22 protein-coding genes are annotated in these 23,606 nt (G+C 31.0%); 9 read left to right on the plus strand and 13 right to left on the minus strand.

Annotation, left to right across the window (positions count from 1 at the left end; translation table 11 throughout):
* Window positions 1-112 precede the first annotated feature (112 nt).
* On the minus strand, window positions 113-667 hold the full coding sequence (locus ACJTHF_RS00965; protein ID WP_058592492.1) for a competence protein ComK: 555 nt from the start codon (window positions 665-667) through the stop codon (window positions 113-115).
* 113 nt (window positions 668-780) lie between these two features.
* On the minus strand, window positions 781-1,146 hold the full coding sequence (locus ACJTHF_RS00970; RefSeq protein ID WP_232156528.1) for a VOC family protein: 366 nt from the start codon (window positions 1,144-1,146) through the stop codon (window positions 781-783).
* Window positions 1,147-1,389: 243 nt separating this feature from the next.
* Here ACJTHF_RS00970 and ACJTHF_RS00975 point away from each other — a divergent pair, with 243 nt between their 5' ends.
* Complete coding sequence (locus ACJTHF_RS00975) at window positions 1,390-1,605, plus strand: IDEAL domain-containing protein (protein WP_016911637.1); 216 nt, start codon at window positions 1,390-1,392, stop codon at window positions 1,603-1,605.
* A 73-nt stretch (window positions 1,606-1,678) separates the two neighbouring features.
* Here ACJTHF_RS00975 and ACJTHF_RS00980 read toward each other — a convergent pair whose 3' ends face one another.
* On the minus strand, window positions 1,679-2,674 hold the full coding sequence (locus tag ACJTHF_RS00980) for a lipoate--protein ligase (RefSeq protein ID WP_232156530.1): 996 nt from the start codon (window positions 2,672-2,674) through the stop codon (window positions 1,679-1,681).
* Window positions 2,675-2,843: 169 nt separating this feature from the next.
* Between ACJTHF_RS00980 and ACJTHF_RS00985 the strand changes: the two genes are divergently transcribed.
* Window positions 2,844-3,029, plus strand: a complete 186-nt coding sequence (locus ACJTHF_RS00985) for a YkvS family protein (protein ID WP_025905642.1) — start codon at window positions 2,844-2,846, stop codon at window positions 3,027-3,029.
* A gap of 2 nt (window positions 3,030-3,031) precedes the next feature.
* A complete protein-coding gene (locus tag ACJTHF_RS00990; protein ID WP_025905643.1) occupies window positions 3,032-3,637 on the plus strand; it encodes a type II CAAX prenyl endopeptidase Rce1 family protein in 606 nt (201 codons plus the stop codon).
* Window positions 3,638-3,705: 68 nt separating this feature from the next.
* Here ACJTHF_RS00990 and ACJTHF_RS00995 read toward each other — a convergent pair whose 3' ends face one another.
* Window positions 3,706-5,211: a bifunctional metallophosphatase/5'-nucleotidase gene (locus ACJTHF_RS00995; protein WP_232156532.1), complete on the minus strand. Its 1,506-nt coding sequence runs from the start codon at window positions 5,209-5,211 to the stop codon at window positions 3,706-3,708.
* A 158-nt stretch (window positions 5,212-5,369) separates the two neighbouring features.
* Here ACJTHF_RS00995 and ACJTHF_RS01000 point away from each other — a divergent pair, with 158 nt between their 5' ends.
* Complete coding sequence (locus ACJTHF_RS01000; protein ID WP_058592496.1) at window positions 5,370-6,842, plus strand: ATP-binding protein; 1,473 nt, start codon at window positions 5,370-5,372, stop codon at window positions 6,840-6,842.
* Window positions 6,843-6,878: 36 nt separating this feature from the next.
* Here the strand turns inward: ACJTHF_RS01000 and ACJTHF_RS01005 are convergent, their stop codons facing one another.
* The 6 genes from ACJTHF_RS01005 to ACJTHF_RS01030 form a co-directional block, all read right to left on the minus strand.
* On the minus strand, window positions 6,879-8,231 hold the full coding sequence (locus ACJTHF_RS01005) for a TrkH family potassium uptake protein (protein WP_088592442.1): 1,353 nt from the start codon (window positions 8,229-8,231) through the stop codon (window positions 6,879-6,881).
* Window positions 8,232-8,247: 16 nt separating this feature from the next.
* Entirely contained in the window at window positions 8,248-9,933 is a 1,686-nt protein-coding gene (locus tag ACJTHF_RS01010) for a S1C family serine protease (RefSeq protein WP_232156534.1), read from the minus strand.
* 212 nt (window positions 9,934-10,145) lie between these two features.
* On the minus strand, window positions 10,146-10,967 hold the full coding sequence (locus ACJTHF_RS01015; RefSeq protein ID WP_058592499.1) for a TerC family protein: 822 nt from the start codon (window positions 10,965-10,967) through the stop codon (window positions 10,146-10,148).
* Between the two features lie 220 nt (window positions 10,968-11,187).
* Entirely contained in the window at window positions 11,188-12,750 is a 1,563-nt protein-coding gene (locus ACJTHF_RS01020; RefSeq protein ID WP_058592500.1) for a peptide chain release factor 3, read from the minus strand.
* Between the two features lie 13 nt (window positions 12,751-12,763).
* Complete coding sequence (locus tag ACJTHF_RS01025; protein WP_025905650.1) at window positions 12,764-13,003, minus strand: YueH family protein; 240 nt, start codon at window positions 13,001-13,003, stop codon at window positions 12,764-12,766.
* Window positions 12,993-14,477 carry a UDP-N-acetylmuramoyl-L-alanyl-D-glutamate--L-lysine ligase gene (locus tag ACJTHF_RS01030; protein ID WP_078355611.1) on the minus strand — a complete coding sequence of 495 codons (1,485 nt, stop codon included), beginning with the start codon at window positions 14,475-14,477 and terminating at the stop codon, window positions 12,993-12,995. The genes ACJTHF_RS01025 and ACJTHF_RS01030 overlap by 11 nt, the downstream gene beginning before the upstream one ends.
* A gap of 127 nt (window positions 14,478-14,604) precedes the next feature.
* Here ACJTHF_RS01030 and ACJTHF_RS01035 point away from each other — a divergent pair, with 127 nt between their 5' ends.
* The 4 genes from ACJTHF_RS01035 (at window position 14,605) to ltaA (ending at window position 18,973) form a co-directional block, all read left to right on the plus strand.
* Window positions 14,605-15,327, plus strand: a complete 723-nt coding sequence (locus ACJTHF_RS01035) for an ABC transporter ATP-binding protein (protein ID WP_232156536.1) — start codon at window positions 14,605-14,607, stop codon at window positions 15,325-15,327.
* The gene (locus ACJTHF_RS01040; RefSeq protein WP_232156538.1) at window positions 15,320-16,453 is read left to right on the plus strand and encodes an ABC transporter permease; all 1,134 of its coding nucleotides are present in this window, start codon (window positions 15,320-15,322) and stop codon (window positions 16,451-16,453) included. Before ACJTHF_RS01035 ends, ACJTHF_RS01040 begins: the two co-directional genes overlap by 8 nt.
* Window positions 16,454-16,623: 170 nt before the next feature.
* Entirely contained in the window at window positions 16,624-17,799 is a 1,176-nt protein-coding gene (locus tag ACJTHF_RS01045; RefSeq protein WP_058592504.1) for a diglucosyl diacylglycerol synthase, read from the plus strand.
* Window positions 17,777-18,973 (plus strand): lipoteichoic acid biosynthesis MFS flippase LtaA, encoded by a 1,197-nt coding sequence (ltaA, locus tag ACJTHF_RS01050; RefSeq protein WP_119469820.1) that lies wholly within the window; start codon window positions 17,777-17,779, stop codon window positions 18,971-18,973. The genes ACJTHF_RS01045 and ltaA overlap by 23 nt, the downstream gene beginning before the upstream one ends.
* A 69-nt stretch (window positions 18,974-19,042) precedes the next feature.
* On the opposite strand, the gene ACJTHF_RS01055 is transcribed toward ltaA, so the two are convergent.
* The 3 genes from ACJTHF_RS01055 to ACJTHF_RS01065 form a co-directional block, all read right to left on the minus strand.
* A complete protein-coding gene (locus ACJTHF_RS01055) occupies window positions 19,043-19,549 on the minus strand; it encodes a YjcG family protein (RefSeq protein WP_048542024.1) in 507 nt (168 codons plus the stop codon).
* 35 nt (window positions 19,550-19,584) lie between these two features.
* Window positions 19,585-20,334 (minus strand): esterase family protein, encoded by a 750-nt coding sequence (locus ACJTHF_RS01060; protein WP_078355608.1) that lies wholly within the window; start codon window positions 20,332-20,334, stop codon window positions 19,585-19,587.
* A gap of 78 nt (window positions 20,335-20,412) precedes the next feature.
* The gene (locus tag ACJTHF_RS01065) at window positions 20,413-21,975 is read right to left on the minus strand and encodes an alanine/glycine:cation symporter family protein (protein ID WP_269669227.1); all 1,563 of its coding nucleotides are present in this window, start codon (window positions 21,973-21,975) and stop codon (window positions 20,413-20,415) included.
* Window positions 21,976-22,345: 370 nt separating this feature from the next.
* Between ACJTHF_RS01065 and ACJTHF_RS01070 the strand changes: the two genes are divergently transcribed.
* On the plus strand, window positions 22,346-23,458 hold the full coding sequence (locus tag ACJTHF_RS01070; RefSeq protein WP_048542020.1) for an AI-2E family transporter: 1,113 nt from the start codon (window positions 22,346-22,348) through the stop codon (window positions 23,456-23,458).
* The last annotated feature ends 148 nt before the right edge of the window (window positions 23,459-23,606 follow it).

The raw sequence follows: 23,606 nt of genomic DNA on the forward strand, positions 1-23,606 counted from the left end.
CACAAATACTATTATATCAAGCATCTTAATATTTTCAAGAGAAAACCTAAAAAAATTAACGGAACATTTACACTTTAGTTGCACTTGTTCCGTTAATATTTATTTTAGTATGCTAATATTGATTTTTCAAATACATCTTTATAACATCAAGTACACTATATCCATCTTGAGTTAAATCTATATTTGGTGTATTTAGCTGTTTAATAAAGATATTATTTCGGTGATTTCTATAGTACAAACATAAACAGTTTAAGTATTGGTGATTAATTACGTGGTATGAGATTGGAAAAACGAGGATTTGATCTTGTTCTAAAAATATCTTGGTCTTATTGCCATTATATTCTTTAAAATCTTTAACGTAGAGTATATTTATCCAAGTGTTGTCTATTGACCTTTCGGAACCTGTGCAGAAAAAATAAGTAGAAGTTACTGCGGATACTAAAATCGGGGGTTTGCTCGTGATTCTGGTTAACCTTTTTGTAAAAAGCTTTCTTTCATTGAAGTGTTCGCCATAAAAGCGACATGACTGATTCATAATTTCTTGAGGTTTCTGTTTAACGATGAACGGTTCTTTACCCGCTTCAGACACCTCAGTATGAATAGTGTGATCATCTACTTTGACTCCTCTAATATACATAGTGTTTTGTTTAATAACATACTTACTCATAGCATGCTCCTTTCAAATTTTTATGTAATTACAACGAATATATTTACATTTATTGTAATTACATAAAATATAATACCTATTTAAATATAAGTCAATACTTTTCAAAATAAATTCTATTGTTTTTCTATAAATTCCAATCGATTTCCAAAAGGATCTAATAAATGGATTCTATTTGCGCCAGGAAAACGTTTATCTGCTTTGTACTCTATTTTTTCATTCGTTAAATGTTCTTTTAAATCTTCTAGATTTTCAACATTAATAGCAGGATGTGCTTTTTTTAATGGTTCGAACTCTTCTTCAATACCAATGTGTAAATCATTTTGATTAACATTAAACCAAACGCCTCCGTTACCTCTCAGTGATTCAGGCTTTTCTACTTCATTGAATCCCAATTGATTACAGTAAAAATATCGTGCTTTATCTTCTGATCCTTTAGGTGCTGATAATTGTACATGGTCCCACATTTTTAATTGATACATTATGATTCTCCTTTAGTATTTTTATTAAATATGATTCGATTACTCAAATCTTTCACAACCGTATTCTGAATTGTGAGCAAAATAATTTGAAATTAGATTATAGTAACATATAATGAATTTATAGAGTAAGTTTATCACTGATTTCGAATTATAAATTTACTTTTTAAAATTTCTGAATATTCATTGCATTTAGAAAATAAATACGCTATAATTTTAACAAATAAAGTCAAGGGGTTGTTTAAAATGAAACAATATTCTCAAGTTAAGCACCAGAGTTTAGAAACTTTTGTTAATAACTTAAATGATTTATCAGTTGAGCTTGTGATTGACTCTGCTTTACGTGAAAATCGTAAAAGAGAATTAATGGTTTTAATTGATGAAGCACTTGCGAATCGTAATAATACTTTATTTGAACAATACAGTGAAGAATTAATTCAGTTGGAGGATTTGCAATCGTGAGTTGTCATTTAAAATTTAACACATAATGAGAGACTACTTTTGAAAACATTCAAAAATAGTCTCTTTTATTTGTTTATAGCATTAAATTAATAATTTCTTCTTTAGCGATATCTCCAAAATAGTGATAAACATCAATATCTTTTAATGCTTCTTGAATTGATGATTTTTGATGTTGAACACCTATTAATGCTTCTTCAATATCTTTTACGTCTCCGACACCAAAGAAATCACCGAATATTGCTGCGTGTTCTATTTTACCTTTTTTAACATCTAATTTAATTTGGACAAGTCCTCTATCAAATTTATGACTTCTTTCAAAATTGTATTTAGGATTCTTACCATAATTCCATTCCCATTTTTGGTATTTATTTTTACTTAGTTCATTTATGTTATCCCAATCTTCATCAGTTAAGTGATATTCTTCAACATCTTCACTACCCTGTTGTTTAAAGATAGATGTAAGTATACGTTGTTTAAATGTTTCAATATCCATTGGCTCTTCTAAAAACTCTTGTATGTTTGCGACACGTGATCTTATAGATTTGATACCTTTAGATTTTATTTTCGCTTCGCTAACGCGAAGTGCATTTACAACCTCTTCGATTTCACTATTTAACATCAATGTTCCATGTGAGAACATACGATCTTTTTGTTTAACCATTGCATTACCTGATATTTTTCTTTCCCCGACTTGTATATCATTTCTACCAGATAATTCTGCTTTAAGACCCATTTCATTTAAAGCATCAACAATTGGTTGCGTAAATTTTGCAAAGTTATGGAAACTGTCTTCATCATCTTTTGTAACAAAGCTAAAGTTTAAATTACCTAAATCATGATATACAGCTCCACCACCAGAAATTCTTCTTACAACTTTGATATTATTTTTCTCAACATACTCTTGGTTAACTTCTTCGATTGTATTTTGATTTTTTCCTACAATAATGGATGGTTGATTAATATAGAATAGGAAATAACTATCATCTTTAGGAAGAGAAGTTAAGACATATTCCTCCATAGCTAAATTAATCATAGGATCATTAATACCATTATTACTTACAAATTTCATTATATTTCCTCCTTCTTTTCTCCCCAAATAGCCTCAAGTATATAGTACCATATGTTTGATTAATCATATGTATGATATGTTTATGTTAAAATAAAGTATATTTGTTAATACTTTATAAACTGAGCATTATTTAGTATAATGTTTCATAGTATTATTTAGGAGGAATAAGATGACAATCGCAGAAGTTGGAAATATCATAGAGTTTCAAGATGGATTAAGAGGTAGAGTTGAAAAAATTAATGAAAACTCAGTTATCGTAGATATCACAATTATGGATAACTTTGAAAGTTTAGAGTTACCTGAAAAAACTGTAGTGAATCATAAGCGTTATACAATAATTTCTGAAGAGGGATAATAGTGAAGAGACAAATTAATCCTCAATTAATATGGTTCATATCTAGTTTCATTATTTTTCACATTATTTTATTCATTATGCAAGGTGAAAAAGAAGTATTCTGGTACTTATATACTGGTATTATGCTGATTGCGGGCATTAGCTATGTCTTTTATCAACGTGACATCAAATCTAAACGATTACTTCAATCAATTGGATATGGTCTCATTGGTGCCATTATATTAGTTCTACTTCAGCTATTATTATCACAAATTTATAATGGCTTGTCATATGCATCCTTATTAAAAGAATTAATGCATGCTGGCGTATTTTATAAGTGGCAAATGCTAGTAACAATTGTAATTGCAATACCTTGTCATGAGTTATATATTAGAACAATATTACAAAATCAGTTGCAACTGAAATTCTCACAACCTATTATTGCAATCGTTGTGAGTGCCCTTGCATCTAGTTCACTATTTTTATATTTAGATAATTTAGCTATATTTATGTTTATATTTTTAGCACAACTCATATTATCTACACTGTATTTCTATACGAAAAGAATCGTAACATCTTATGTTGCTCAAATTGCAGCAATCATCATACTCGTTATAATTTTTAGTTAATACATTTACTAAAAAATAACCCCAAAAAAGTTTAGCAATTATGCTAAATTTTTTTGGGTTATTTTATACTAGATAACTTTAAAATGATGTTCTAAATCATATTTACCCTTTGATTCTGTTAGTTCTTCAATCATATATTCAATGACTGTCTTCTTCGCTCTCTCATACGTGGATTCAGAAATAATTTTATTTACGTGTCTAAATAAATAATCTGTCATAATAACTGAATATGAATCTTCTAAATCAATATTATCTATGTTAACTCTACTGCCTACAGGTTTACTCAAATCAATCGTATATTCAAAGCCTTTCCATACAGTCATAAGTGTCGGTTCTAAAATATGGTCATTATATTTAACCGTGTCCCCTTCTTTATACAGTGCTGTAGCTGTTCTTTCTATAATGCGCTTTATTTCAGCACCAGATAAATTAATTTTGACCGGTTTATCAGTATGTACATATGATTGATAGACATCTTTAACTTGTAGCTCGCCACGTAAACCATTACCTGTCGGATTCCCAATTTGCGCACAAACAAAATCAGATTCTTTAAATGCTCTCGTCATACTCTGTTGAATACATTCTATAAACTTATGCGGTTTAATAAATAAGTCCGTTAAATGTTTATAATCTAGCACAACAGGTACGTCAACGACGCTTTGTTCAGACCAATGTTGGACAGCTTTTTGGTCGAAATACGTTAACTCTAATAAATCTCTATCTTCAGGATAACTTGAGATTTCTACGTGCTTAATAGACGTATCGATAATTTCTACTGAATTAGCTCTTTTCTTGAATTGAATTGACATGTCTACAATATTTGTAGCATCTTTACCTGGTTGTATAAACTGTGTTTCTTCAACTTTTAGATCAACAATATGTTCTTGATGTCCAGTAATAATAACATTTACACCTTCCGTACTTTTCGTCATACTTTCTGCATTATTACTATAATATGATCTATAATTATTTTTATCTGTATAAGTGTGCAAACCACCATGGTATAACATAATTAAGAAGTCAGGGCTTTCTTTTTCATGTAAATATCTCACCCATTTTTTAGCTGTCGTCATGGACTCACCAACAAGCACTTCGTCTTCAAACTCAACATTTTTGTTTTCCATAAGGCCACTAGATGTAAATCCTATGATACCTATTTTTATACCCTCTACATATTTAATCGTATAAGGTGTTGTAAAATATGGTTCACGTGTTTTACTATGTTCAATATTTGCTGCTAACCAAGGAAATCTACTTAATGCAATAGATTTATTTAAGAAGTCTAACCCAAAGTTGAATTCGTCAGGGCTAACACCACTTGCATCAAATTGCATTTCATTCATCACTTTAATCATTGGATTTCTCTTATATGGGGCAATTTGAGCATAATAAAAAGCAAACATTGAACCTGATAACATGCCACCATTATCTAACAATAAGACATGGTGATTTGTTTTGCGTTTATGTTTAACGTAAGTGGCCATCTTTAGAATGTTACCACTAATACCACTTTTTCCTATTTGTCCATGTAAGTCAGAAGTAGCTAATAAATCAATTGTTATGGTTTCATTCATATTCAATGCTATCCCCACCTTTTTTATTTATTTTACCATTTTTAAATACTGTTAGGGCAGTATATGAACATTTGGATGGAAAATTTATTTAATATGTATTGGCAATAATTGTTAATCATAATATACTCTATTAGTAATCAATAAACTTGGAGGCAATAATGAAATCATTTAATAAATTAATTATCATTAATTTTGCTATCGCTTTAGTCATTTCATTAATGATTGGTATTATTATAAGTAAAAATTATACAAATAGAGTTAATCAAAGATTAGAAACGACAAAAGAAATTGTAAACTTAAAAATTAATACCTTTATAAATGAATCAAATAGCATTTCTGAATCTTTAACAACCATTTTATCTAACAGCCGAAACGAAAAATTTATTAATCAGTTTTTAGAGGATAATCACGCAAGGTATACTTGGATTGACCATATTTATATTTTGAATGATCAAAAACAAATCGTTTATGATTCTAAAGGAACTGATTATACCTCTCTTAAAGATTTTAACAAATATAAATTTCATTTTCCTTTTACAGCTAATTCAAGTTTAAGTAGTGAAAAAGTTTCATTAAAAAATGCCAATACATTATTATTAACCAATCATTTAAAAGTACAAAACAAAGACTACACTGTTGCTTCAGAAATAAATATGTCATCATTTAAAAATGAAATTAATTTAATCTCTAAAAGATATCATATTCAAGTCAATGGTATCGATGGTACTGAAATTTATCAAGTTGGAAAAAAATATAAGCATTCTAAATCCATAAATTATTTATATGATCAATTACCTATCTCATTAACAATTAGCGGACAATATAACTTTATGACGCGCATTATTTTACCGAGTATTTTTATATTTTTAGTTGTATTTTTATTATTATCTATTGTTACACTTATATTTAAAAATAGATCCGAACGATTAGAACATGAAAAAGTAATTGAACAAGCAAATAGTGAAAAGCTTAGACTAATTGGTACACTCGCTGCTAATACAGCACATGAAATTAAAAATCCACTTACTAGCATTAATGGATTTATTGAACTAACTAGAATGAAATATGATAGAGATAAACAAGACTATCATTTTAATATTATTTCAGAAGAACTAGATAGAATTAATAATATCGTTACACAATTTTTATTTTTAGGAAAGCCAACCAACCTTACCTATTCAAATGTAGACATTAATCAATCTATCAAAGAAGTTTCACAATTTTTGAAGTATGAGCTTGAACAACATAACATTAATATTACTTTAACATTACCAGGTTCTCCTATTGTTGCATTTATTTCAGAAGATCAATTAAAACAAATTCTCATCAATCTTATTCAAAATGCTAAAGATGCCTTATTAGATATAAAACAACCAGAAATTGAAATTCAATTACAACGTACACATGCAAACCAAGCTACTATTATATTTAAAGATAACGGTGCCGGTATGTCTAAAGAAACACAACAAAAGATATTTGATCCTTTCTTTACAACGAAAGAATCTGGTAGTGGCCTCGGTTTATACTTAAGTAAGAAACTCATTGAAGATTGGGAAGGCGAAATTAGCGTATTTACGAATATGACTAAAGGTACTACGTTTATAATCACCATACCTACTATTAATCCATAATAAAAAGCAAGCGGCATAGTCGCTTGCTTTTTATATTTAACCTATTTGTATACGTTCTTTAGGATAATGGAATTTATCAGGTGTTGATTTTCCACCTAACATGACGACGAAACATAATAGTCCTACCCGACCTATAAACATCAACATCATGATAACGATTTTAGATCCTAATTGTAAGCCATCTGTAATGCCCATTGATAAACCACATGTCCCAAATGCTGACATCGTTTCAAAGAATATAGATAACAAATCATGTTTACCATTTTCAAACCGAACGACAGATAGTACACCAACAAACGTTATCGCTAATGCAAGTGAAATAACTGCAAATGATCTTTGGATATCAATTGGATGTATTTCTCTATTGAAAGCTTTTATCGTTGTTCGACCATTACTAAAGTTCACTAAATATAATATCAGTATCGTAAATGTTGTCGTTCTTATACCGCCACCTACTGAACTTGGTGAAGACCCTATAAACATTAGCCCGCCTAAAAAGAAGTTTGTTGCTTCAGTAAAATGACTTAAATCTATAGTTGAAAGTCCAGCACTTCTTGTAGATGAAGATTGGAACATTGCATAGAATAAAGCTTTATGCCACGACACATCTTTAAATGCATTTGAAAACTCAAATAAATAAATCACGATTGTGCCTAGTAAAAATAAAAACAAATAAGTGGCACTCGCTATTTTTGTGAAAAGCGAGAACCTAAAGTTTGGAATTGTATTTTTCATGTATGTTTTGACTTCAATCAACACAGGGAACCCTATTGCACCTAACATAATAAGTAACATAATGATTGTTTGAACGAAATAATCATTAGCATAAGGTGCTAATGATTCGCCCGTAATATCAAGACCACCATTTGTAGTTGCAGAAACAGATGCAAAGATACCGTGATGTATCGCTTCTTTCACCGATCCAATATCTTTATAGAAATAAAATGATAACAATATCGCACCAATGACTTCAATCATTAAAATTGTTCTCACAATATCTAATATTAACTTAACAACACCATTCATAGCATTTGAATTGCTATCTAACATAATTAATTGGCGTTCACGTAAGCCGATATGTTTACCTAAAATGACCCAAAGTAATGTACCAATTGCCATTACACCTATGCCACCGATATTAAGAATAATAAGGATGATAGCTTGTCCAAATGTGGTAAATGTATCTTCAATTGTAACAGGCGTTAACCCCGTTACACTGACACCAGATACAGCAACAAATAATGTATCAACTGGTGCGATTTTAACACCAGGTTTAACAACATAAGGTAAATTTAATAATAAAAAGGCGACAATAATTGCGCCCAAATAATATAATACAATACCCTGCTGTGGAGTCATTTTTTGAAAAAAGTATTTTATAATGGACACAAATTGTCACCTCTTATTATTTCAATGTTAATTTTTTCGTTATTTCTTTTCCATCTCGGATAAGCTTCAAGTTAACACTGTCGCCTTTTTTATGATTATTATATAATTCTTTTCTAAATTCAAGATTATTTTCAATTTTTGTATCGTTAATACCAACGATTACATCATTAAATTTAACGCCAGCTTTGTCCGCATTACCGTCTTTTGTAACACCAGTAATGGTCATTCCTGATTTATATTTATCGGGTAAAGATATTTGTGACTTTTCACTATCACTCATTTTAGAATAGTTTTGAGCCATGATACCTAATTCTGGACGTTCAATTTTACCGTTTTTCTCTAATTTATTAATGTAGTCAGTAGTGTCATTAGAAGGAATTGCAAAAGCCATACCTTCTACATTAGGCATATCGATTTTCAACGATACGATACCTATTAAATTACCTTGTGAGTCTAATATAGGTCCACCTGAGTTACCAGGATTGACTGCAGCATCTGTTTGGATAGCTTTAATTTCCCAATCATACTCGTCATCACCATTAAAATCAACAGGAACTTTTCTGTCTAGACCTGAAACAACGCCTGTAGAAATACTATTTTGGAATTCAGAACCTAACGGACTACCTATTACAATAGCTGTTTCACCTAAAATCAAATTGTCTGAGTCCTCAAATTTAATTGGTTTAAAATCTTCAGTTTTTTCGATTGGAATCGTTAAGACTGCAATATCAGACCATTGATCTGAACCTAATACTTTACCGTCATACTTTTTACCATTTGCTGTTGTAATAATTGGTTTCTTATCAGTTGATACAACATGTGCGTTTGTTACTATGTATGCTTTTTTATTTTCAACTTTATAAACGACGCCTGAACCGACGCCGCTATTTTCTTCTTTTTCCTTAGCTGAAGATTCTTTCTTACTAGATACATCTGAATCTTCATGAGATACACCCACGACTGAGTTTTTAGATTTCTCTACAGCTTCCATAACATTCGTAATAGGTTTTTGGAATCCTTTTTGAGATTGCTTTTCTTCAATTGTTTTTCTACTTTCGTTAGGAGGATTTACATTTTGGAATATACTCCACACTAAAATAAATATTAATATGATTGCTAAAATGATTGCAATGATTGGCCAATGTTTTTCTATTTTAGTTAAAAATGTATTGAGAAAACTATTTTTATTTTGAGATTTTTGTTCTACTTTTTCATCATGTTTAGCACCGAGCTGTTTATTTATTTCAAAGTCATTATCGTTAGAAAAAGTTTTACCCGTCTCTGCCTGTTTTTGTTCACTTACTTTTTCATATCTAATCACTTCAGGTTCTTCTTCAGAGTCTATTCCGTGGTGTTCATCATCTGTTTGAACTTCATCTTTATGTAATACTTCATCTTGTTCACTATATTCTTGATGTGATTCAGCAAGTCGGTCATCATCTAAATCAATTGTTGGATGCAATTTAGATTCTTCTTCTTGTTTTTTGATTTCTTCTTTTGTTAATTTTTCAATACGTGCTTTTTGCATATTTTCCTTAACACGTAATTCATTTTTCTTTTGAAGTTCTCGTTCATTCGCTTTTTTTATTTCATTTTCTTTTTTCTCTTGTTCGATTCTTTTTTCACGTTCTTCATTATGAAAAAATTCACGTCGCTGTCTCTTATATTCATTTCTAGGAATGACATGCTTTTTTCGTGACATTTATTGCCCTCCTCAATCTAAACACTTAATGTATCTATTATGCCATATAATACTAAATTTATTAACATAAAACCATTGTAATTCTCAATATTATACACCTATTTTTACATATATTTGCAAATTCATTCAATATGAATTATTCATTTTAAAAAAACATAAAAAACACCAACAAAGTCAACTATAAACTTTGTTGGTGTTTTGTCTAATAAATATTAATTTGTTGTCTTTTTATTATTACGTACTGAAGTGATCCAGCCAATAATAACGAGTAATAATAATACTGACCAGAATATTGATTGCCATAATATGCCATGTGGGAAATCATGAGGTAATACACCAATTTCATCATGTGCCAATACAATCACAAACAGTTTAATACCTACCCAACCTACAATAGCAAATGCTGCCGCTTCTAAATTTGGATATTTGTTTAATAATTCAACAAAGTATGTTGCTGCAAATCTCATAATAACAACACCAATAATACCACCAACAAACATAACACCAAACTGACCAGCATCCATACCACCAAAGTGTATACCTAGTGCTGGTAGTGTCACCGCGATAGCGAAAGCTGCTAACATTGAGTCAATTGCAAATGCTATATCCGCAAATTCTACTTTTAATACCGTCATCCAGAAGTTCTTTTTCAATTTATGATGACCGTGTCCATCTGAAGGAAATTCTGATTCAGAGAAATCATCTTTAGCTTCTACGTCGTCTGGCGTCTTGAGCTCTTCACCTTTATGCTTTCTAAAGTCTATCAAATTCTTAATAGACATATAAATTAAATATAATGCCCCTGCCGCTTGAATTGGCCAGAAGTTAGCTAAGAAACTAATTAAGAATAATGATAAAAATCTAAACACAAACGCTCCTAATAAGCCATAGAACAATGCTTTTTTCCTTAAATCTTCTGGTAAATGTTTGACCATTACGGCCATAACAACAGCATTATCTGCAGCTAATAATCCTTCCAGAAATATTAATACAACTAATACCCAACCGTAACTAATTAACAAACTCGGATCCATCTATTCACACTCCATTCTTTTTTTTGTAAAAAACAAAAGAGACCATGCCTAATAAAAGGCAAAGGTCTCACTTAACATTTATATGATGTCCATATTACCGGAAACTTACGTTTCGTAATGACGATAATATGCTAGAATTTTTAAGTTCTAAAGTTACTCCCCTTCGACAAAGTCGTAGGTCTATTTAGTTTTACTTAATTATTATACAATGTTTTGTTCATTATAACAAACTAAATAATTTAATTTCTGGGAATTTATCTTCAAACCATCTAGTTGCAAATTCATTTTCAAACAAGAATACATATTGATCATATCGGTCTTTAACTAATATAGATCGACTTGAATTCATATTGTCCGTAATATCTTTTTCATTTTCAATCCATCTTGCTATTTTCTTACCAACTTGTTCCATAACAACATCAACATTATATTCATTTTTCATACGATGCTCGAACACTTCAAATTGTAATTGTCCAACTGCACCCAATATGATTTGATTCGTGTGCAAAGTTTTATAAAGTTGAATCGCTCCTTCTTGAACTAATTGTTCAATCCCTTTATGGAAATGCTTTTGTTTCATGACATTTTTAGCGCTAACTTTCATAAATATTTCAGGGGTAAATTGAGGTAAGGATTCAAAATGGAATTTTTGATTTCCGCCTACAAGCGTGTCACCAATTTGATAATTTCCAGTGTCATATAACCCTATAATATCACCACTAACAGCATGGTTTACAGTTTGTGTATCATCTGCCATAAATGAAGTTGAACGTGTGATTTTTTGTTTTTTCTTATTACGTTGAAGTGTAACATCCATGCCTCTTTCGAATGCACCACTCACGACTCTCATAAATGCGATTCTATCTCTATGTCTTGGATCCATGTTAGCTTGTATCTTAAAGATAAATCCTGAGAAGTCTGGATCGAACGGATCAACAACATCTCCTTCTTCAGTCTTGCGGCCACTTGGCATTGGCGCATAATCAACATACGCATTAAGGAAATTTTGAACACCGAAATTCGCTAATGCTGAGCCGAAAAATACCGGTGTTAACTCTCCAGCTAACAATAATTCTTCATCAAATTGTTCACCGACTTCATCTACAAGCATTAACTCATCGATTGCCTGTGCAAATTGTGAATCATTTTTGATTGGATGATCTTCTTCTAATTCATAGTCGTCATTTAAATGTAAGATATTCTCTTCATCTCTGAATGGCTCAATTGTCTTATCGGATCTATCGATAATTCCAAAGAAATTCTGTCCCATTCCAATTGGCCAATTCATAGGATAAGTTTCAATTTCTAATGTTTTCTCAATTTCTTCTAAAAGTTCAAAAGGCTCTTTACCCATTCTGTCTAATTTGTTAATAAATGTAAAAATAGGAATACCTCTCATTTTACATACTTTAAACAATTTCAACGTTTGCGGTTCGATACCTTTCGCACAGTCAATAACCATTACAGCACTATCTACAGCCATTAATGTTCTATACGTATCTTCAGAAAAGTCTTCATGTCCTGGTGTATCTAATATATTTATGTTGTAATGATCATAATCAAATTGCATAACTGAACTTGTAACAGAAATACCACGTTCTTGTTCTACTTTCATCCAGTCACTTGTCGCAAACTTCCCTGTCTTTTTACCTTTAACGGTACCTGCTTGTCTAATCGCACCACCAAAAAGTAATAATTTTTCAGTCAATGTTGTTTTACCAGCATCTGGGTGGGATATTATCGCAAATGTCTTTCTACTTTCTACTTCTTGTTTAATCGTCACAATTCATTTCTCCTTATAATTCGGATGTCCATTGGCTAATTCTATTTGCTAATTCATTTGCTTCATCTTCATCAAGTACATTAAACAAATGCAAGTACAAATGCTCAATTAAAGATTCTCCGTATAAATCGTAATCTACTTCAATAGACCAAAATAAATCCGGAATCGAAATCACAAAATATTCTTCTTTTTTATTTTCATATATATAAACTTTACAATTTAAGTTTTGCGAATGACTTTCTCTAATCTTCACTTGGCTTTCCTCCATATTTTTCATATGCTGCCTCTAAACCGATTAAATCATCTCTATGAGGCACTTTAATATGTCCAGGCATGATTTGATATGGTTCTCTCCCTTTAGATGCGAGAACAACTGTATCACCTGGCTCAGAAATTTCTATTGCATGTTTAATGCCTTCTGCTCTATCTTCAAATTCTACATAATTATTATGTGTCGCTCCTTTAGCTAATTCTGCTGTTAACATTTTAGGATCATCATTTGCAGGATTATCTGGCGTAAATATCACATAATCTGCTCGACAACTTATTTTACCCATTTCTGGTGTTTTTGTTAAGTCTCTTTCTCCTGCCATGCCAACTAAGAATATTAATTTTTGTTTTACAAATGGTTTCACTGCATCTATTAATTTATCCATTCCATCTGGTGTATGTGCATAATCAATAATTAAATCTATTGGTAAGTTTCTATCTAATACTTCTAAACGCCCTTCAACTGCAGGCATATTTCCAACTGCTTTAGTAATATCGTTTAATTCATAACCTTGTGCCCACAAACCTATAATGCTCGCTAATAAATTAAGGACATTAAATTTACCTAAATAAGGTGACTGTACCTTGTAAGAACCAAATGGTGTTACAAGTGTAAAGCGCACACCCCTTATAGATTCTTCTATATCTTTAGCCATAAAATCCGCTTCGTTATCAATGCCATATGTAAATATTTCGTACGGTGATACAGGTATTAATTCTTTTATAAATGGATCATCTGCATTCAATATGACATATTTGTCTTTTCTGTAGTCTTGACCTAATTGGCTAAATAATAATGATTTAGCATGTCCGTAAGCTTCCATCGTACCATGAAAATCTAAATGATCTTGTGTTAAATTTGAAAAAATAGCGATATCAAATTCTAACCCTCGAAGTCTACCGATAACTAACCCGTGACTTGAGACTTCAAATGTCATACTCTCACATTCTTTATCAACCGCTTCAACGATATGTTTCGTTAAAGTAACGGTTTCTGGAGTTGTATTGACACCTTTTGTAACTGTTTCATTAATTTGAAAACCGTTTGTTCCTAAATATGCACTATTTTTACCTAAACCTCTCGTTAAATGATGAATCATTGTCGCAATTGTCGTCTTACCATTTGTACCAGTTACGCCAATTGTCGTTAATTTTTGACTAGGAAAATCAAATAATACATGACTAAAGATACTTGCCACTTTCAATGTATCCTTAACCACAATTAATAATACCTCATCATTTAATTCTACATAACGATCACTCACAATGACACTACATCCTTGCTCAACCACATTCGGTATAAATTTATGACTATCTACCGTATATCCTTTTGATGCCACAAATATAGAGCTTTCTTGAGCATTTCTTGAATCTGTCGTAATATCATGAACTTCTTGGTCAATTTGACCGTAAGTTTGTTTAATTTTTATTTTATTTAATAACGTTTTAACATTCATCGTTATTGCTCCTTTATTTTCAATAGGTTTATTATACACTTTCTTATGTTGATTTTATAGCTTAGACTATAACTATAAACAATTATAAAATAAGTGAGCGTTTACTTTTAAATAAAGGGGTGCTTTTATGATTAATATTCAATCCATATCCAAATCTTATGGAAAAGCAGTTATTTTAAAAGATGTAACAACTCAATTTGAACCTGGTTTAATAACAGGTTTAATTGGCCCATCAGGTGCAGGCAAGACGACTTTAATCAAATGTATTTTAGGCATGACAACTATGGATTCTGGTACAATTACGATCAATGGCAATCGTATTCCTAACAGAGAAATTTTAAGGTCTATTGGTTACATGTCTCAAAGTGATGCTTTATTTGATGATTTAACAGCTGTTGAAAATTTGAAATTCTTTGCGAAATTATATATTCATAAAGCACTTAAATTAGATATCAACGAACAAATCGAACGCACGCTGGAAATTGTCAACTTAACACACGAAAAACATAAAAAAGTTAAAGCATTTTCTGGAGGTATGAAACGCAGATTATCTCTTGCAATTAGTATGATTCAAAATCCAGACATATTGATTTTAGATGAGCCAACAGTTGGCATCGACCCTAGATTAAGAAAATCAATATGGAATGATTTGTTTCAATTTAGAGATGAAGGCAAGACAATTCTTATTACAACACATGTATTAGATGAGGCTGATAAATGTGATCGTTTATTACTAATGAGAGAAGGCCAAATTATTTCTTATGGTACGCCAAATGAAATTAAATCATCATATAACGTAAATACGATTGAAGATGTCTTTCTAGCGTTAGGAGATGGTGTACATGATTAATATTGCCACGCGAATTTTCAAACAAGTCATAAGAGATAAACGTACCCTTATGCTCTTACTCGTTGCACCGTTATTAATAATGACGTTGATTTATTTTTTATTTAACTATTCAGATGAGTCAACTGATCTAAAAGTGGGTACATATCAAGTAAACGATCAAATCATTTCAACCCTCAAAAACCAAGATATTAACATTCAGACTTATTCAAATCAACTAGATTTAAAACATAAATTTAAAGCTGATCATTTAGACGGTTTTCTATCATTAGACGATAACAAACTAAATATTACTTACGAAAATACTGATCCAAGCAAAACGAGTCAATTAAAGTTAACCATCAATAAATTGATCATCATGCAAAGCACAAAACAATTGTCATCTGTCGTTAATCAACAAGGGAAAATCATTCAGTCTATAACTCAACAACTACCAAAAGCCGAAAAGTCTCAAGTTTCGGCTAAATACCCAAATCATATAACAAAGTTAGATGCCAAAGAGTATTATTTACATGGTGATAAAGATACAAATTATTTTGATACTATAAGTCCTATTTTAATCGCATTTTTCGTATTCTTCTTTACATTCTTAATTTCAGGTATTTCATTACTCAAAGAAAGAACATCTGGAACTTTAGAAAGAACATTATCATCACCTATTAAAAAACATGAAATTATTTTAGGTTATATAATAGGTTATGGTACATTTGCCATCATACAAACAACTTTGATTGTTTTATATGCTATTTATGTATTACAAATGGTTACTGAAGGCAACATATTATTAGTATTTATTACGAATGTACTCATGTCATTTATAGCACTTACACTTGGTTTATTGTTATCGACATTCGCATCATCAGAATTTCAAATGATTCAATTTATTCCTTTAGTTGTGATTCCTCAAGTCTTTTTTGCAGGAATCATACCAGTGGAAAGCATGCATAAAGTACTCGTATATATAGCACATATCATGCCGTTATATTATGCAGGTGATACCATTCAAAATGTTATGTTAAGAGGCTATCACTTATCAGATATTTATATGAATTGGATAATACTATTAGGTATATTCTTCTTACTGTTAGTATTAAATATGATTGGTATGAATCGATACAGAAAAGTTTAACCAAATCACATGCATAATCACGTATAATTTGTTAAATATCTCCAACTAAAACATTGATATAGTATAAAGTTTTTATATTAATTTTGTAATTATATGCAATATCTTTTCACAAAATAGCTAAAATGCGTTAAACTATCATAGAAATTAAATACAAATACGGAGTGTGGCTAATGGTTTCTCAAAACAAAAAATTATTGATTATTACAGGTTCTTTCGGTAATGGTCATCTACAAGTTACGAATAGTATTGTGAAACAATTTGGTGAAATGAATTTAAATCATTTAACTGTTATTGAGCATGATTTATTTTTGGAAGCACACCCTATTATGACTTCAATTGCGAAACAATGGTATATAAACAGCTTTAAGTATTTCAGAAATATGTATAAGTTCTTCTACTATAGTAGACCTGAACAAATTGATAAATGTTTCTACAAATACTATGGATTAAATAAATTATTGAATTTACTTATAAAAGAAAAGCCTGATTTGATTTTGTTAACTTTTCCGACACCAGTTGTATCAGTTTTAACGGAACAATTCAATTTAAATATACCTATTGCTACAGTTATGACAGACTATCGTTTACACAAGAACTGGGTAACACCACACTCAAATAGATACTATGTAGCAACGAAAGATTTGAAAAATGAAATTGAATCTATCGGTGTAGAAAGCGATGCAATCAAAGTAACAGGCATACCTATTTCTAAACAATTTGAGCAACCAATCGATCGATATCACTGGTTAACGAAACACAAACTAGATCCAGACAAGAAAGTTATTTTAATGTCTGCTGGTGCTTTCGGTGTATCAACAGGTTTCTCAACTATGATTAGTAAAATAGATATGTATGCTAAAGACACTCAAGTTGTCATGATATGTGGTAATAGTAAAAGCTTGAAAAATGAACTTAGACATCATTTTAAAGATAATGATAATGTGCTGATACTCGGCTATACGAAACATATGAATGAATGGATGGCATCTAGCCAACTTATGATTACTAAACCAGGTGGTATCACTATTTCAGAGGCGTTCTCTAGACATTTACCACTTATATTCTTAAATCCAGCACCTGGACAAGAGTTAGAAAATGCTGAGTATTTTAGACAAAAAGGATACGGTAAAATAGCACACACGCCAGAAGAAGCGACTAAACTCGTTATTTCACTCATGAATCAACCATCTAGACTTAAAGAAATGACACAACTACTAGAAGAAAATTATATTGAAAAATCAACAGAAAATATTTGCAAAGACTTACTTTCATTATTAAGTGATTCACTTTCTTATAATGAAGTTTATGGAAAGGTTCCTATGTATGCCAAATACTTCATCAGATAAAACATTTCACAAAAAAGATTTTCGGTTAATGCTCATCATATTATTTATGATGGAATTTGCGAGAGGAATGTACATTTTAAGTTATTTACCAATTCTACCAACAACCACTGCTAAAGTGACTGTTGGTATTACTTCTTTAGCTATTTCTTTACACTTTATTAGTGATGCATTAACGAATTTCGTAATAGGTTTTCTTCTAAAACGATTTGGTCCAACAGTTATATTAACGTGTGGATTTATATTAGCATTTACGAGTTTAGCACTCATTATTTTCATACCATCACCTATCGTATTTATTTTAAGTGCCATATTATTAGGTATCGCAGTTAGTCCAATTTGGGTCATTATGTTATCCAGTGTTGACGAAGTATCTAGAGGTAAACAAATGGGATATGTTTATTTCAGTTGGTTAGTTGGATTATTATCAGGTATGATTTTCATGAATTTACTATTTAAACTACATCCTACGAGATTTACATTTATGATGGCTTTATGTGTACTTGTTGCATGGATATTATTCTATTTTGTTAAAGTACAGCTCACAAATTACGAAAGTAAATCTGTTAAAAAACAACTACGTGAAATCGTACAAGTAACAAGAAGACATTTATTGCTATTTCCAGGTATCTTTTTACAAGGATCTGCAATCGGCATGCTTGTCCCTATATTGCCAACATACGCAACAAAACATATGGGTGTTACGACACTAGAATATACACTTTTACTCATTGTTGGCGGTATTGGATGTACCATTTCGATGTTATTCTTTTCTAAATTGATGGACAAACATTCTAAAGCATTTACACACCTTGTGATTTTTATAGGATTTTTAGCATATAGCTCATTTATATTTGGATTAACCGTATTAACACAATTATTTATCGTTCTATTGATTGCTTTACTCATTGGTACGATTTATGGGCTACTCTTACCAGCATGGAACACATTTATGGCTGGTCAAATTCATAATAAAGTGCAAGAAGAAACATGGGGTGTCTTCAATAGTGTTCAAGGATTTGGAACAATGATTGGCCCCGTATTAGGTGGGTTAATATCTGAAGTATTTAGAGATGTATATTATACAATTTATGCTTCAAGTATTATGTTCTTATTCTTAGCATTATTCTACGGCACATTCTTTATTATAAATTATAGAAAAAGAAAATCTGCATAAAATAAAAGGAAGCAGAAGGGATTAAATTAATACCTTCTGCTTCCTTTTTTATATAAGATAAATTGAAATTTATCCTAAAGTATATGAAGCTTCTTCAGACCAAGTTTCGTCTTCATTTTGCTTCATAAGTTTAATTGTATCAATTGTTTCTGAATGATCTATACCAGCCATTCTTACTTGACCATAAATATCTTCAAATTCTTGGCTTGAAAGCCCTTGTGCAATTGTAAAGTGTGGTACGAATGGATGTGTACTCTCACCATAGAATGCTTCATTATTAAATTTACTAAATAAAGATTCTAATTCATCCGTTTTAGTCACTTTAAAATAAATAACGTTTTTAGTAGGTGCAAAGCTAGATGCCTTAGACACTTGAATATTTAATGGTTCAAATTCCTTAGCTGTTGTTTCTAATTGTGATTTCACTTCATTTAATTTACTATCTTCAATTTCAAATTTCTCTTTAATTGTAATATGCGGTGCAATTAACGCATAGTGTTTGTCATATCTCTTACGATATGCATTCACTTTTTCTTGGAATGGTTTAGACGGAATAAGTACGATGCCTAATTTCATAATGATACTTCCTCCTTTGTTTTTCTACATTATTATTATATCAAATTTTTTTGATTTTGATGACTTAAAAAGTAACTTAACATATTTGGTAATTCAGGCTTCCATGTTTTCCATGTATGTCCACCATCTAATTCAGTGTATTCATATGTTAAATCTTCCTGTTTAACTCGTTCACTGAATGATCGATTCGGTGTTAAAAAGTCTGCCATATCTCCACTAATAAGTTTGAAAGAATCTTCTTCTTTACCTATATAATGTTTGATTGTTAATAGATGTTTAGATGAGCAATTATTAAATGCTTCTATTACTGTATCGTTGATTAGTGGACTGAACAGTCCTGCTTGACTAAAATGATGCGGGTATTCTAAACATGTCATTAAAGCGATACTTGCTGCTAGACTATCGCCTAGTAACATTCTTGCATTACCTACTTTCAAAGTTGAGAATGTTTTATCAATATAAGGACATAGCTCTTTAACCACAAATTGTGACGTTTCTTTTCGATATTCTCCATCGGGATGAAATTCTGTTCTTCTCTTATCTACATCTTCATAGTGAACACCGACAATAATTGCCCTTTCTATCTCATCATTTGTTCTTAATTTCTCGTATGCCCGATGAATTTGACCAAATTGGAAAAAGTCCCTACCGTCAAATGTAATAATCACATGATGTTTATATAGATCTGTATAGTCTTTAGGTAAGTAAATTGAGATTGTCACTTCCCTTTTCAAAAATTTACTTTCAAGTTTTATTTGGTCAACAAGACCTATTTTTTTATCCATAAAGAACGCTCCCAACTGTACATATAATTTTATTGTACAGTAGAGAGCGTATATTTGAAAGCGTTTGATATTGTTTAATTATTTATCATCCAAGTTATATTCTTTTAAACGTTTAGGATAATCTTCATGCCAGAATTTTGCTGTTGGCACTTCATCTGGTTCTGGTCTATATATCGCATAATAACCTGACCCTTTTTGTTTTTTCTGAATTTCAAAGTCACGTAATGCTCTTAAGGCTGGTTTATGGAGTATCCAAATTGCAATGATATTTAACCATGCCATCATACCTACACCTAAGTCACCCATTGCCCACGCTACATCAGCTGTTTTAACACATCCGTATATTGTAGCACCTATGAGAACTAACCGTACTAATATAATCCATATCTTCTGTTTATCGGACGGTATGATATAACTTACGTTAGTCTCTGCGATATAGTAATATGCCAGTATCGTTGTAAATGCGAAGAAGAACAATGCTAACGCAATAAAGTAAGAACCGAAACCTGAGTATGCTGGATCAAACGTGTAGTTGTCTCCAGAGAATGCTTTATCAATCCCTGCTTGAGCATACATCGCTGTACCTGATACGTCCTTACTACCATCTGGACCTTGAACATAAATACCATTGTCTTGAATTAAATGTGGCGAACCATCTTTATTTGTTTCACCGTCTGTCGTATTAAATGTACCTGACATTAAAATCATTAATGCTGTTGCTGTACATACTAATAAAGTATCTACATAAACTGAGAATGCTTGTACAAGTCCTTGTTTCGCTGGATGTGATACTTCTGCAGCGGCAGCAGCATGTGGTCCAGTACCTTGACCTGCTTCGTTTGAATAAAGTCCACGTTTAACACCAATTTCAATCATCGCACCGAAAATCCCACCAAAAGCAGCTTCTACACCAAATGCAGATTTGAAAATTAATGCGATTAAACCTGGAACTGCTTCAATATTTAATATAATAATAACAACTGCTAAACCTATGTAAACAATAGCCATAAAAGGTACAACGGCTGTCGCAACATTTGCAATTGCTTTGATACCACCGAAAATGATAAGTGCTAATAATACAGCTAATACTATAGCAATAACCCAAGGATTTAATCCAAATGCATTTTTCATTGAAGAGGCAATGGCATTTGATTGAACACCCGGAAGCAATAGACCTACAGATAGTACTGTAACAAGTGCAAATATAATTGCATATATTTTACCAGCTTTACCTTTTATACCTGATTCTATGTAGTATGCTGGTCCACCACGATATTGACCATTTATTTCTCTTTTATAAATTTGACCAAGTGTTGATTCGATAAATGCCGAACTCGCACCTAGAAATGCTGTAGCCCACATCCAGAATACTGCACCAGGACCACCGATAAAGATTGCTGTTGAAACACCAACAATATTACCTGTACCAACACGACCTGCTAATGATACTGCAATTGCTTGGAAAGAAGAAATACCAGTTGGTGACTTTTCCCCTTGAAACATTAAACGAATCATTTCTTTAAAGTGCCTGACTTGGAAGAACCTCATCATAAATGAAAATAAAACACCAGTCAGTAAAAGACCATACACTAACGCTTTACTCCATACAATCTCATTCGCAAAGCTAACAATAGATTCCATAATTAATCTCCCCTTTGTTGTAAGCCTTAAGATAACTTCATGTTCAGAAAATTTTGAAATTACCTTGTTATGATTATACCATGTATAAATACACAATCAATATTTTTTTGAAATGCTCTTAACACAAATTGTAAGCGCTTACTATATTGTTAAAAAAGCTTTTTAGAAATAGTAAGTATAAATGCACACAAATTCATATATTCACAAATACGTTATAATTATTCTAATCCGTACAACTTAAAATAATATATAAAAATATAAACTTTTAAACATTACACGAATTCTAGAAACTATTTTATTTATCATTGTTAATTCTGTAATTTCGCTTATAATATAAAAGTATGAGAAAGTTTGATAAGGAGGACTTCTATTGTTAAATAAAGCATGGTTTCGTACAGGAATAGCTATTCTCCTTACGTTTCTAATTATAAAAATCTTTATGGAAATAAATGAAATATTTTATCCAATCATCATTATCGTAAAATCCATATTACTACCATTATTATTAGGTGGATTCTTATTCTATATTTGTTTACCTTTTCAAAAAATGTTAGAGAAAAGAAAAGTACCCAGATGGGGAAGTATTTCGATCATCATCGTTGCATTAATACTGATTGTTGTATTATTTATCTCAATCATTGCACCAGTTCTAACAAATCAAATTAATAATTTAATCAAGAATATTCCCTATATACAACGTGAAATTCAGCATGTTGTAGATTATGCTTTACAACAAAGAGATCGATTACCAGAAAATATATCACAAAAAATTAATGATTCAATCGAAAGTATAAGCGGTATCGTAACAGATATGTTAACAAACCTATTTAGTTATATATCATCATTTGTTTCAACAATGTTCTTATTAATCTTAGTGCCTTTCTTCTTAATATATATGTTAAAAGATCACGAAAGATTTATTCCATTTATAGCTAGACCTTTCAAAGGTCGTACAAAATGGTTTGTCGTTAATTTAAGTAAAGACATTAATCAAACATTGCAATCATATATACAAGGTCAAGTTACAGTTAGTGTTATATTAGGTGTACTATTGTACTTAGGTTATACATTTGTAGGTTTGGATTATGCATTACTTTTAGCTTTATTGGCACTCATCACAAACATGATTCCATTCCTAGGACCATGGTTAGCATTTATACCAGCAGCAACAATCGCACTCATACAAGATCCTATGATGCTCGTTTGGGTAAGTATTATCACATTAATTTGTCAGCAACTTGAAGGGAACGTGATTACACCAAACATTATGGGTAAATCATTAAACATTCACCCACTTACAATCATTACTGTTATATTAGCTGCAGGTAATTTAGGCGGTTTCGTAGCTATCTTAATAGCCGTACCAACATACGCAGTACTTAAGACAATCGTTCGAAATGTATACACACATAGACAATCTATTAGTTCAAGTGCGAACCGTACAGTTGAAGACGATCCAATACATGATAACAACTTAAAATAAACAAAAAACTGAAACCAATGCGGTTTCAGTTTTTTGTTTGGTGTGGAAGATATGTAGTGTATGTAATTATGGCCGCTCTAAGTTACAATTCCGCCAAGTTTTGTTAATATAGACGTCCTTAGTTAAAATTCCCCACCTTTTTGTCACT

Source organism: Mammaliicoccus sp. RAM2, from assembly GCF_045897195.1.
Taxonomy (GTDB): domain Bacteria; phylum Bacillota; class Bacilli; order Staphylococcales; family Staphylococcaceae; genus Mammaliicoccus; species Mammaliicoccus sciuri.